Here is a 12514-nt window from a genome sequence, read left to right on the forward strand (position 1 = left end):
CTGCGTGCGCCCAGCAGGCTGCGCCGGGGCGGTGTGCGGCTCGAGCCACTGCGCCCAATCCCCGCTGGGCCGGGACCGCTCGGGTACCGGCAGCGGCGGGATCGGCTCACCGGCCGATCCCGCGGAGTCGATCACGCCGGGCTCGACGCGGGCGGCGTCGATATTGCGGCCGATGACCCGGCCCGCCTGGCGCTTGCGCTTGCGTTTACCCTTGGACGCAGCCGCAGCCGCAGCCGCGGACGGGGGCGGCATGCGCACCATCGGCAGCCCCGTGTCGAACGGGTTGGCGGGGCCGGGCGTGTTCGGGTCTCGGTCAGAGGGCGTCATCGCCGAAATCGCCGATCACGGCGGCGGGAACGGTCGCGGACTCGGGCAGGACCTCCGACGCGGGCACTGTCACCCCCAACTGACCGTCGCGCTTGCGTTCCTGGTCGCCGCCCGCACCGGGCGGCATGGCCATTCCGCCCGCGGCGCCGCCCGGTGAGACCGGACGGGACGGCTCGGAGTTGCCGGAGAACGGCGCTTGGGCCACCGGCTTGTCGGCCGGATCGGGCGTGATCGACTGGCCCGGACTCGGTTCGGGCGCAACGGGTTTCGGTGTGTCCGGTTTGGGCGTGCCGCCGAGGGTCCCCGGCGCCGCGGTCATCGCCGAGGGGTTCGACGGACCGGTCCCGCCGCCGAAGTCGAACAGCTTGTTCGGGGTCGAGCCGGAGGTGCCCGCACCGGCGGTGGTGGTGCTGCCCGGGTTGATCAGTTCCGGAATCGCCTGGGAGATCGCCGCGTCCGCGGACGCGGCCACGGTGTCCATGGCGTGCATGCCGGTCTCGGCGATCTTGTCGATCAGATGGGTGCCGATGTCGACGCCCGCCGTGATGGCAGCGGTGCCCAGATCCACGCCGGCCGAGATGAGCTGCTGCTGGAGTTGCATCTGCGCGATGACCGCCGGATCGATCGGCTGTCCGTCGGCGGTGGTCTGCGGCACCCCCGAGGACGGCAGGTTCGAGTAATAGGTTGTGGGCGTGGATGTTCCACCGATGCCACCACTGCGATCGGTGAGCCCTGCCGGCGTGGTCACGGTGAGCGGTCCCATCGTGTCGATCCGCTGGGTGTGCCCGTCCATCTCGGTCTGCGCGGCCTCGACCGTCTCGATGGCCTCACGCAGCGCGGCGGCCGCCCGGTCGATCACCGCGTCGGTCTCCGGCGCGGAGGTGGAGTTGGCCAGGATCACCCTGGCGTCGGCGCGGAAGTCGGCGATGATCTGATCGACCTTGCGCGCGGCGCGGGCGCTGGTGGCCTGGGCGTCGGAGAGCACCGACAGATAGGCGGGCCCGCGGTCGGAGATCTCGCCGATCTGGGTCTGGGTGGTGCGCAGCGCGGGCACCGCGGCGTCCGCGCCCGCGGAGGTCCAGGTGGACTCGAGCGCGTACAGGCCGTTGCGGTGCGGGCCCTCGGAATCCGCGGCCTGCGTGCTGGCGGCCGAGAGCGCGGCGGTGATGGTGCGGTCCGGCATGGTCGCGCCGGAGCCGAGGGTGGAGCGCAGTTGCAGCATCGGGCGCACCAGCGCCGCGATCATCGGCGGATCGACCGCCGGGTCCGGGGTGACCGGGATCGTGTCGTTCGCGACCGTATCGGCGGGGCGGCGCCTGCGCAGCGCGGTCAACGGCCTCATGCCAGTTCCTCGCTCGTCTTCGCCAACTCGGTCGCCGACGCGGTGTCACCGGTGGTCATCGCGGCGCTGTAATCGCGCAACGCCTGGCCGTAGGCGCCCACCAGCCGGCCCGCGGTCGTCAGCGCCTGGGTGTGCTCGGCGACGGCCGCGGTGAACTTGGCGGCGAATCCGGCGCCCAGCATGCCGAGATCGGCTTCCAGCCGGGACCGGTCGATCGCGCCCGCACCGGTCTGCGCCGCATTCGCGAGTTGTTCGGAAACGGTGTCGGCGATCGCGGTATACGCCGCGAGCGCGGCCGGATCGAGATTCAGCGTGTCCATTGTTCCCCCTTTGACGGAAACCCCTGGTGATCTACGCGACCCGTCCATAGTCGCATGCTCTCGGCCGGAATATCTCCTGGCAACCGGAAAGTTGGCCCCGTATACAGAACGCGGGCGCCGCGAGCCCGCACGACACCCGCCGGACGCAGGAGAGAAGTGGCAACAGACATCGGATCGCCGGGGGTAGGCCTTCGTTCCGATCGGGGGCCGATTCTCGCCTCGTTGATGCTGTCCACCGGGCTGGTGGCCCTCGACGCCACCATCATCGCCACCGCGGTGCTCTCGATCACCCGTTCACTGGGCGGGTTCTCGCAGTTCCCCTGGCTCTTCTCGATCTATCTGCTGGCGCAGGCGGTCACCGTCCCGATCTACGGCAAGCTGGCCGACATCGTGGGCCGCAAGCCGGTGATCCTGTTCGGCATCGCCACGTTCGCCGTCGGGTCGCTGCTGTGCGGTCTGGCGACCAGCATGACCGCGCTCATCGTGTTCCGCGCGTTGCAGGGCATCGGCGCGGGCGCGATCCAGCCGATGACCATGGTGATCGCCGGTGATCTCTACACCCTGGCCGAACGCGCCAAGGTGCAGGGCTATCTGGCGAGTGTGTGGGCGATCTCGGCGGTGGCCGGACCGCTGCTGGGCGGACTGTTCGTCGATTTCGTGAGCTGGCGCTGGATCTTCCTGGTCAATCTGCCGCTGGCCGCCGTCGCGATGTGGACGCTGGCGCGCAACTTCCGGGAAGAGGCCGAGCGCGGCGACGAGCGCATCGACTATCCGGGAGCCCTGCTGCTCACGATCGGCGCCGGAGCGGTGATCCTCGGCCTCCTGGAGGGCGGGCAGGCCTGGGCGTGGTCGTCACCGCAGAGCGTCGGGGTCTTCGCGATCGGCGGGGTGGCGCTGGCGGTGTTCGGCTGGGTGGAGACGCGCACGGATCATCCGATCCTGCCGCTGTGGGTGTTCACCCGGCGCGTGGTGATCGCGAGCAGTCTGGTGGCGGTCTCGGTCGGGGCGGTGATGCTCGGACTGACCTCGTACGTGCCGACCTTCAGTCAGGGCGTGCTCGGCGTCAGCGCGCTGGTGGCGGGGCTGACCGTGGGCGCACTGACTCTGGGCTGGCCACTGGCGGCTTCGCAGGCCGGAAAGGTGTATCTGCGCATCGGTTTCCGCGGCAGCGCCCTCATCGGCAGCGGGCTGGCGACGCTCGGCGCGCTCTCGGCGGTGCTCATCGATCAGGATGCGCGGGTCTGGCAGGTGGCGCTGTCGTGCTTCGTGATCGGCGCGGGACTGGGTCTGGTGTCGACGCCCAGCCTGATCGCCGCGCAGACCAGTGCGCAGTGGTCCGAGCGCGGCGTGGTGACCTCGGCGAACAGCTTCTCGCGCTCCATCGGCAGCGCGGTCGGTGTGGCGGTGTTCGGCGCGATCGTCAACGCGAAGGTCGGCGGCGCGGAAGATCCCGCGCCCGCGCTGCTGGCCGACGCGGTCCACCTGGTCTTCGTCGCGATCGCGGTGATGGCGGCGCTGCTGATGGTCGCCGCGGCGATGCTGCCCGGGCGCGCCGTCGACGGCACGGTGTGACCGAACCGGCGGAATGCCCGATCAGGCGCGCGGTGTTGTGTTGATCAGACCCGGCCTCGTGTCGAACAGACAGCGCGCCGAACTCGTGTATGCCTAGGAGTCCCATGATCGACGTCCCACTGTCCGTGCTCGATCTCGCGCCGGTGCAGGAGGGCGCCGGCGCGGCCGCCGGGCTGGCCGCCACGACCGAGCTGGCGCGGCGCACCGAGGAGCTGGGGTATCGGCGTTTCTGGGTGGCCGAGCATCACAACATGCCCGGCATCGCCAGTTCCGCGCCCGCGGTGGTGATCGCGCATGTGGCGGCGGCGACCAGCCGGATCCGGGTGGGTTCGGGCGGGGTGATGCTGCCCAATCACGCGCCGTTGGTGGTGGCCGAGCAGTTCGGCACGCTCGAGGCGCTGCATCCGGGACGCATCGACCTGGGCATCGGCCGCGCACCGGGCACCGACCAGGCGACCGCCCGCGCCCTGCGCCGCACCGAGGCTGGGCTGTCGGCGGAGAACTTCCCGCAGGAACTGGCCGACCTGCTGCGCTTCTTCCGCGGCGTCGGCCCCGGCGGCATCACCGCCACCCCCGGTCGCGGCCAGGAACCGGAGATCTGGCTGCTCGGCTCGAGCGGCTTCAGCGCGCAGGTGGCCGCCGCGCTCGGCCTGCGATTCGCCTTCGCCCACCACATCAACCCGGCCGCGACCGAGGGCGCCTTGGCGCTGTACCGCGCCGAGTTCCGCCCGTCGGCCGCGTTGGCGACCCCGTACGCGATGGTGGCGGCCGGCGCGCTGGCCGCCGACACCGACGAGCGCGCCGAGGAACTCGCTCGTCCACGCGACCTCGTCTTCCTGCAACTGGCGGCCGGGAGGCCGCGCGCGCTGGCCACGCCCGAGCAGGCCGCCGCCTACGAGTTCACCGAGCACGAGCGCCTGTTCATCGAGCAGCGGCGCGCCGGTCAGGTGCTCGGCTCCCCCGAGACCGTGCGCGATCAGCTCGCCGACCTGCTGCGGCGCACCGAGGCCGACGAACTCATGCTCAACACCCTCGTCTACGACATCGACGACCGCGCCCGGTCCTACGAGCTGATCGCCGGTCTCGCGACTGCTGACCAGCTGACGAGCTGACGAGCGCCCCTGGACCGGCGCCGACTTGCCCGGTGGTCCAGCGGCGGCCTCGCGACGGCCCCCGCGAGCCACTCGGGCCAGGTACCTTGGTTAGGCAACCCTTATTCAGCTGACGACGGAGGTACCCTTGGCCCGCCAGCGCGCAACCCTCACGGTCCTGCGTTCCGCACCGCTCAACGAACACCTGATCCGCGTGCACTTCACCAGCGAGGACTTCCGTCCGAGCGAATTCAGCGATTCCTACGTCAAATTCATCTTCGACCGCGAAGGCGGCGAAGTGCTGCGCACCTACACCATCCGCTCGGTCGACCCCGCCACCGGCGAAATCGCCGTCGACTTCGTGCACCACGGCGACGAGGGCATCGGCGGCCCCTGGGCGGCGACCGTCGCCCCCGGCGCCACCATCGACGTCTACGGCCCCGGCGGCGCCTACTCGCCCCGCCCGGACGCCGATTGGCACCTGCTGGCGGGCGACGAGGCCGCGCTGCCCGCCATCGCGGCGGGTCTGGAGGCCATGCCCGCCACCGCCGTCGGCCTGGCATTCGTCGAGGTGGCCGGTCCTGCCGACGAACTCGATCTGGTCAAGCCCGAGGGCGTCGAACTGATCTGGCTGCATCGCGGCGAGCGGCCCGCGGGCGAACTGCTCGCCGAAGCAGTGCGCTCCGCATCGTGGCGTGCAGGGCAGGTGCAGGTGTTCATCCACGGCGAGGCTCAGGCGGTGATGCACGACATGCGTCGCTACATCCGCCGCGAGCGCCGGGTGCCGGCCGAGTGGGCATCCTCGATCTCCGGGTACTGGCGGCGCGGACGCACCGAGGAGGGCTTCCGCACGTGGAAGGCCGAACTCGCCGATGCCGAAACCGTGCCCGTGGCGGGCTGATCCGGAGCCGCTGAACCGGAGGCGCTGAGCAGCATCGCCGTGCGGGGCCGAGCGAGATCGCCGCGCGGGACTGAGCGAGACCCTGCGCGGGGCTGAGCGGGACCGCTGCGCGGGGCGGGAGCGGTCGCTAGGGTTCGGCGGGTGCAGACCGACGAATTCTTCGAGCGCGGCGCGTCCATCGTGGACCGGCTCACGAACACCCAGGAACCGCCGCCGTGGCAGCTGGTCCTCGTCACCGGCGCGCTGGCGTTGCTGCTGGTGTCCTACGGACCGCTGTGGCGGATGGCCCGCAATGTCGTCACGATCGTGCACGAGGGCGGGCACGCACTGGCCGCCCTGCTCACCGGACGCAGGCTCGACCGCATCACCCTGCATTCGGACACCTCCGGACTGACGGTGTCGAGCGGAAAGCCCTACGGCCCCGGCATGATCCTCACCGCGCTGGCCGGCTACCCCGCGCCGCCGCTGCTCGGCCTGGGGTTCGCGGCGCTGCTGGGCGCCGATCGGATCACCCTCATGCTCTGGACCTCGATCGTGCTGCTGGCCGCGGTCCTGATCAAGGTGCGCAACCTCTACGGCGCGTTCACCGTGGTGACGCTGGGCGGGCTGATCTTCGTGGTCTCCTGGTTCGGCACCGACATAGTGCAGGCCGCCTTCGCCTACCTGGCCGCGTGGTTCCTGCTCTTCGCCGGGCTGCGGCCGGTGATCGAGATGCAGCGCGGGCGCAGGCGGCACTGGGGCAATCCCGGCGGAGTGGGCTCCGACGCCGACCAGCTGGCCGGTCTCACCAAGCTGCCCGCCCTGTTCTGGGTCGTGGTCTTCGCCGCCATCGCGGGCGCCGCTCTCGTCTACGGTGGCGGACTGCTGTTCTCGGAGGCCACCGGGATCTGCGTGCCGCTCGTGTCCTCCGGGAGTTGCCCCGCCCCGAGCATCTAGAGCCGGCTGCGGAGCCACGCCGCCACGCGGTCGGCCAGCGCCTCCGGCGTATCGGTTGCGTCCACGACGATGCCCGCCTCGTCCGCGTCGAGCGGTTCCAGCGTCGCCAGCTGGGAATCCAACAGCGACGGCGGCATGAAATGGCCGCCGCGATGCCGGAGCTGCCGGTCCACTTCGGCGCGAGGCACGTCGAGGTGGACGAAGACGAGGTCGGGCACGTCCGCGCGCAGGCGGTCACGGTAGGAGCGGGCCAGCGCCGAGCAGCTGACGACCACGCCGTCGGTGGCTCGGGTGAGCCGGTCGGCGATCCGGTCGAGCCAGGGCGCGCGGTCGGCGTCGGTGAGCGCGATGCCCGCTGCCATGGCGGCGATGTTCGCGGCGGGATGGAAGTCGTCGCCCTCGGCGAAGGGCACCCCCAGGGCCGCTGCCAGGCGTGCGGCGACCGTCGTCTTGCCCGAACCGGACACTCCCATCACCACCACCGGCGGCGGAATCGCGTGGTCGGCCATGCCCCCATGATGCGCGTCGCGGCGAGGTCATGGGGATGGGTAGCCTTTCGGCAGCTCTATTCGAAGGGACCCTCGCTCGCGATGCAACCGCTCGGCCATGACGACCCCCGCCGGATCGGCGACTACCGGCTTCTCGGCGTACTCGGCGTCGGTGGCATGGGGCGGGTGTACCTGGGGCGCAATGCCGGTGGACGCACCGTCGCGGTCAAGGTGATCCGGCCCGATCTGATCACCGACCCGGAATTCCGCACCCGCTTCCAGCGGGAGGTCGCCGCCGCGCGCCGGGTCGGCAGCTCCTGCACCGCGCCGGTGCTCGATGCCGACGTGCACGCCGATCCGCCGTGGCTTGCCACCGGATACGTCGCCGGGATCGCGCTCTCCGACGCCGTCGAGCGATTCGGGCCGTTCGGCGAACGCAGTCTGATCGTGCTCGCCCGCGGGCTGGCCGAAGCGCTCATCGCGGTGCACGAGGCCGGGGTGGTGCACCGGGATCTCAAACCGTCGAACGTGCTGCTGGCCGTCGACGGACCGAAGGTGATCGACTTCGGCATCGCCCGTGCGGTCGAGGACACCGCGCTCACCACCACCGGAAAGGTCATCGGCTCACCGGCTTTCATGTGCCCGGAGCAGGTGACCGGCGAGAACGTCGGTCCGGCGGGCGACATGTTCGCCCTCGGCGGGGTACTCACCTACGCCGCGGGCGGCCAAGGCCCGTTCGGCGGCGGCGACACGGTCCAACTGCTGTTCCGCATCGTCTACGAGGAGCCACGGCTCGACCCCGTCCCGAACGCCCTGCGCGGATTGGTCGCCGCCTGCCTGTCCAAGGACCCCGCCGATCGCCCCACGCCGCGCCAGGCGCTCGAGCACCTCGACGGGCTCGGCGCCCACGAGCGCACCGGCTGGCTGCCCGCAGCGGTGCTCGAGGATGTCAGCCAGCGCGCGGTGCGCCTGCTCGACCTCGATTCCGGCCCCGGCGAGTTCTTTGCCGACACCGCCGGGCACACCGGCGGGTCACGGCCTCTCCCGTACCCACAGGACCGGCGCCCGGCCCTCGGCTACGACTCCCCCGCCGCCTGGTCCGATTCGGGCCCCCATGCCGCACCATCGGATTCGAACGGCGGGTACCCGATCGCGCAGCCCGCGACCGACCGGTGGGGCGCCGTTACCCACTCCAGCCGTACGGACCCCACCGCCCTGCACACCCCGGCCCAGCCGTGGTCCGGAGGCGCACCGTCCGGCTCCGCCGGTTACACCTCATCCGGTCCGGCGAGCGGCAATCGATCCGAGGACCGTTCCGGTGACGGCCGCGCCGTCGATCGGACGGGTCGGCGCGGACCGCTGATCGCGGCACTCGCGGTGGTGGCGATAGCCGTGGCCGCGGGAGCGTTCTTCATCGGCATCCAACTGCGCGACGATCAGCCCGGCGGCACCGAGGCGAGCCCGTCGGCCGCCGCGCAGGCCCCGACGACCACTGCCGCAACCGCGACCACCTCGGCCGCCGCGACCACCACCGAGTCCGCCGCCGCGGCGGTCCCGGCCGATTTCGTGGGCACCTGGCGCGGGACGGCAGCCGACGGCCTGGTCACCTTCGACATCCAATTGACCATCGAGGAGGGCGAAGTCGGCGCCGAGCTCGCGCAGTCGAGCAATACCGGCAAGATCACCGGCCACCGATGCAGCCGTATCGAACGGCTCACCGATGTGACCGACGACCAGCTCACCTTCGTCGCCCGGCTCAGCCCGGACAGCGCCCGCGACTGCGCCGACGAGGGCTCGGTCTCCACGGTCCGCCTGCAACCGGACGGCTCGCTGGCCTACAGCACACCGGGCCTGTTCGGCGGCGAGATCGCGGGCACCCTGCGGCGAGGCTGATCCGGCCGGTCCACCATCTCAGGGCTTGCGGGCGACCCCACCCCAGGCCGAGGCGCCACGGATCCCCTGCTCGGCGTCGTCGGTGCGCCAGAAATTGATCGGCACCACCCCGGGTTCCACGATCTCCAGCCCATCGAACAGGCCGCGGATCTGTTCCGGGGAACGTGGTGTGTACGGCGTCCCACCGGTTTTCGAGTAGTTCTCGCACAGCCGGACGTAGTCGCGGTCATCGGTGGCGCCGTCGTAGAGCGCCAGGTAGCTGCCGGAGGCCAGCGGCTCCATGACGGCCCGCACCGCGCGCAGCGCGTCGGAGTACGCGGCGGCGTGCCCGAGGACGCCGATGAACAGCACCGCGACGGGCTCGTCGAAGTTCAGCACCGCGCGGGCGGCATCGATCAACGGCTCGGGATCGTTGAAATCGGCTTCGGCGAAGGTGGTCACGCCTTCGGGCGTGGAATTGACCAGCAGCGCTCTGGCATGGGCGAGCACCAGCGGATCGTTGTCGACGTAGACGACCTTGGCGTCCGGCGCGGCGGCCTGGGCCACCTCGTGGGTGTTCTGCATGGTCGGCAGGCCGGTGCCGATGTCGAGGAACTGACGCACCCCGGCCTCGGCGGCGAGCCAGCGCACCACCCGGATGAGGAATTGCCGGGATTGCACTGCCATCGTGGTGATTTCGGGATAACTCACGATCCCGGCCTCGCCGGCGCGGCGATCCACCTCGTAATAGTCTCGGCCACCCAGCCAGAAATTCCAGATCCGCGCCGAGGTCGGCACGTCGGTGCGAATGGGGCGGGGCTGGTCGATCATGCAGAAGCTCCTGAAAACAGATCATCCGGCGATACCGTGCGGACTGTACAACTGAGCGCGGTTGCCACGGCAGAGTCTTCGGTCATCGGTCGGCCAGCACGGCCATCGCCGCGTTGTGGCCGCCGAGCCCGCTCACCCCTCCGCCGCGGACCGCGCCCGCGCCGCAGATCAGCACATTCGCTATGTCGGTGGCCACGCCCCAGAGATCGGCCGTGGTCTCAGATTCCTCAGCGCGCCAGGGGAATTGGAGATCGCCGTGGAAGATGTGCCCGCCGGGCAACCGCAGGTCGCGCTCCAGGTCCACCGGCGACCTGACCTCGAGGCACGGCTGTCCGTCGGCATCGGCGGCGAGGCAATCGGCCAGTGGTTCGCCGAGCACTGCGTCGAGGCCGGCCAGTGCCGCATCGAGGGCGGCGGCCCGCGCACGCTCGGGGTCGTCCCGGAAAAGTCGTGCGGGAGTGTGGATACCGAAAAGTGTCAGAGTGTGCATCCCGGAGGTGGCGGCTTCTCCGGAAAGGATGGAGCGATCGGTCAGTGTGTGGCAATACAATTCCGACGGCAGCACCTCGGGTATTTTCCCGGCGTTTGCCTGCTGATAGGCCTCGTCGAGTTGACGATAGGACTCGGCGACATGGAAGGTGCCCGCGAAGGCGTCGCGGGGATCGACCCGCTGATCACGTAGTCGCGGCAGCCGCCGCAGCACCATGTTCACCTTGAGCTGGGAGCCCTCCGGATCGTCGCGCGCGGGCCTGCCGAGCAGCCGGTCCAATTCGCGGGGCGCGGCATTGACCAGCACATGGCGGGCACCGACGGTTCCGCCGTCGTAGCCGACCTCGGCGGTGTGCCCGTCACTGTCGATCGCGGTGACGGCCGCGCCGGTGACCAGTTCCGCGCCCGCCGCCCGCGCCGCGTCCGCGAGGGCGTCGGTCAAGGCGCCCATGCCGCCCACCGGCACGTTCCAGTCGCCGGTGCCGCCGCCGATGACGTGATAGAGAAAGCAACGGTTCTGCCGCAGCGTCGGGTCGGCGCCGTGACTGAAGGTGCCGATCAGCGCGTCGGTGAAGACGACGCCGCGTACGGTGTCGTCGGCGAAGGTGCCGGTGATCGTCTCACCGAGCGGGCGCTCGAAGATCGCTTCCCAGGTCGGTTCGTCGTCGATCAGGCGGCGTAGTTCGGCGCGGGTCGGCAGCGGCTCGGTCATGGTCGCGAAGACCCGCTCGGCCAGCCTGCCGGTGGTCACCGAGAAGCGTTGCCAGGCCTGGTAGTCCCGGTCCGAGCCGGTGAGACGATGGAAACTGGACCTGGTGTCCGCGGGCGCGGCGGTGTCGACGAGCAGACCGCTCGCGCCCACCGGGGTGTAGGAGGAGATGCGGCGGCGCCGGACACGGAAACGCAGACCCAGATCCTCGATGATGCGGCGTGGCAGCAGGCTCACCAGATACGAGTAGCGCGACAGCCGCGCGTCCACGCCGGGGAAGGGACGTTGCGACACCGCCGCCCCGCCGGTGTGGTCGAGCCGCTCGAGTACCAGCACCGAGCGTCCGGCCCGCGCCAGGTAGGCCGCGGCCACCAGACCGTTGTGCCCGCCGCCGACCACGACGACGTCATAGGAATCCCGCGCCGGTCTCATCGGACCTGGATAGCACGGACCGGTGACATCCGCGTCGACGGACACGGGCGCAGCGCCGATGGACACAGGCGCAGCGCCGATGGACACAGGCGCAGCGCCGATGGACACAGGCGCGCCGGGACCGAACCGGCCCGGTCAGCCGCCGAAGACCGCGCAGCCGACGCCGACCGGCTCGCCGTAACCGACCGGCAGATCGACATACCGGGAGACCGCGGGGTCGGAGGACTGGACCACGCTGATGCGGTGCGCGCCCGGCGTGGCCGGTATCCAGGTCAGCAGGGCGACGCCGCCGGTCGGCGCCACCGTGGCCAGCGGAACCCCGTTGTCGTAGAAGTTGACCGGGGCGACCGGGTCGGTGACATAGGCCTGGATGGTCGCGGTGCAGTCGGTGCCGTAGTTGGTCGCCATACCGAAACTGAGGTTCGGCAGCGCCTTGACGCCGGTCACCGTCGCCGACGCCAGTGGCGCCGTTCCCAGCGACAACCCGGCGGCGCACACACACACTGCGGCCGCCCGGGCCGCCCTGCGGACGGGCGCCGAAACCGTCGGCGAGAGGGAGATGGCAGACATCGTTGTCATGGGGGTCCCTTCGGCGAGCTGTCCGGGTGCCCACGATCCTAGGGCGGCGACGCGGCGCGGACGGCCCTTTCGGCGATCCCGCGCCACGGTGCCGCCGCCGTGACGTGTCCGCTCCTCAGTCGACCATCACGGAGATGTGCTCGGCCACGCAGGCCGGCTTGGGGGCGTCCTCGACCTGCACGGTGACCCGGGTGCGCACCCGGGCACCGGTCGCGTTGCGCTCCACCGCCAGCAGTTCGACCCCGGCCCGCAGGCGGGCGCCGACCGGAACCGACGATGGGAAACGCACCTTGTCCTGGCCGTAGTTGATGCCCATCTTCAGGCCGTCGACGCGATACACCTGCTGGCTCAGCACCGGCAACAGCGACAGCGTCAGGAATCCGTGCGCGATCGTCCCGCCGAAGGGACCCTGCGCCGCGCGTTCGGGATCGACGTGGATCCACTGGTGATCTCCGGTCGCCTCGGCGAACAGGTTCACCTTCTCCTGAGTGACGGTGTACCAGTCGCTGTACCCCAGATGCTCGCCGACCGCCTTCTCGAAGTCGGCGATTCCGTCGAAAACCCGCATAGCTCACATTCCTTCGATCGATGAACTCGCCGGTCGAGTACACTACCGGTCCGAGCC

General features: G+C 70.9%; 13 protein-coding genes. 5 read left to right on the forward strand and 8 right to left on the reverse strand.

The annotated features are described in order from the left end of the window. The 3 genes from NS3_RS06960 to NS3_RS06970 all read right to left on the reverse strand — a co-directional run. On the reverse strand, positions 1-327 hold a 327-nt coding region (locus NS3_RS06960), incomplete at its 3' end, for a hypothetical protein (protein ID WP_218018197.1). Continuing rightward, the gene (locus tag NS3_RS06965; RefSeq protein ID WP_067855490.1) at positions 314-1669 is read right to left on the reverse strand and encodes a hypothetical protein; all 1356 of its coding nucleotides are present in this window, start codon (positions 1667-1669) and stop codon (positions 314-316) included. The genes NS3_RS06960 and NS3_RS06965, both read right to left, overlap by 14 nt. Next, positions 1666-1989: a hypothetical protein gene (locus tag NS3_RS06970; protein ID WP_067855493.1), complete on the reverse strand. Its 324-nt coding sequence runs from the start codon at positions 1987-1989 to the stop codon at positions 1666-1668. The genes NS3_RS06965 and NS3_RS06970 overlap by 4 nt, the downstream gene beginning before the upstream one ends. Positions 1990-2145: 156 nt before the next feature. Between NS3_RS06970 and NS3_RS06975 the strand changes: the two genes are divergently transcribed. The 4 genes from NS3_RS06975 (at position 2146) to NS3_RS06990 (ending at position 6489) form a co-directional block, all read left to right on the forward strand. Then, on the forward strand, positions 2146-3561 hold the full coding sequence (locus NS3_RS06975; protein ID WP_067855496.1) for an MDR family MFS transporter: 1416 nt from the start codon (positions 2146-2148) through the stop codon (positions 3559-3561). A gap of 104 nt (positions 3562-3665) precedes the next feature. Continuing rightward, on the forward strand, positions 3666-4673 hold the full coding sequence (locus NS3_RS06980; RefSeq protein WP_084495130.1) for an LLM class flavin-dependent oxidoreductase: 1008 nt from the start codon (positions 3666-3668) through the stop codon (positions 4671-4673). A gap of 127 nt (positions 4674-4800) precedes the next feature. Beyond that, positions 4801-5553, forward strand: a complete 753-nt coding sequence (locus NS3_RS06985) for a siderophore-interacting protein (protein WP_067855503.1) — start codon at positions 4801-4803, stop codon at positions 5551-5553. A gap of 141 nt (positions 5554-5694) precedes the next feature. Further along, the gene (locus NS3_RS06990) at positions 5695-6489 is read left to right on the forward strand and encodes a M50 family metallopeptidase (RefSeq protein ID WP_067855506.1); all 795 of its coding nucleotides are present in this window, start codon (positions 5695-5697) and stop codon (positions 6487-6489) included. Here the strand turns inward: NS3_RS06990 and NS3_RS06995 are convergent. Next, complete coding sequence (locus NS3_RS06995; protein WP_067855509.1) at positions 6486-6998, reverse strand: gluconokinase; 513 nt, start codon at positions 6996-6998, stop codon at positions 6486-6488. The genes NS3_RS06990 and NS3_RS06995 overlap by 4 nt on opposite strands. A gap of 81 nt (positions 6999-7079) precedes the next feature. On the opposite strand from NS3_RS06995, the gene NS3_RS07000 reads away from it, so the two are divergent. Then, the gene (locus tag NS3_RS07000; RefSeq protein WP_067855512.1) at positions 7080-8870 is read left to right on the forward strand and encodes a serine/threonine-protein kinase; all 1791 of its coding nucleotides are present in this window, start codon (positions 7080-7082) and stop codon (positions 8868-8870) included. 18 nt (positions 8871-8888) lie between these two features. On the opposite strand, the gene NS3_RS07005 is transcribed toward NS3_RS07000, so the two are convergent. The 4 genes from NS3_RS07005 to NS3_RS07020 form a co-directional block, all read right to left on the reverse strand. After that, the gene (locus tag NS3_RS07005) at positions 8889-9680 is read right to left on the reverse strand and encodes an SAM-dependent methyltransferase (protein WP_067855515.1); all 792 of its coding nucleotides are present in this window, start codon (positions 9678-9680) and stop codon (positions 8889-8891) included. 82 nt (positions 9681-9762) lie between these two features. Continuing rightward, on the reverse strand, positions 9763-11310 hold the full coding sequence (locus NS3_RS07010) for a phytoene desaturase family protein (protein WP_067856172.1): 1548 nt from the start codon (positions 11308-11310) through the stop codon (positions 9763-9765). Positions 11311-11445: 135 nt separating this feature from the next. Next, complete coding sequence (locus tag NS3_RS07015; RefSeq protein ID WP_157101220.1) at positions 11446-11889, reverse strand: hypothetical protein; 444 nt, start codon at positions 11887-11889, stop codon at positions 11446-11448. 115 nt (positions 11890-12004) lie between these two features. Next, a complete protein-coding gene (locus tag NS3_RS07020) occupies positions 12005-12457 on the reverse strand; it encodes a MaoC family dehydratase (protein ID WP_067855521.1) in 453 nt (150 codons plus the stop codon). Positions 12458-12514: the final 57 nt, after the last annotated feature.

It is taken from the genome of Nocardia shimofusensis NBRC 100134 (assembly GCF_001613125.1).
Taxonomy (GTDB): Bacteria; Actinomycetota; Actinomycetes; order Mycobacteriales; family Mycobacteriaceae; genus Nocardia; species Nocardia shimofusensis.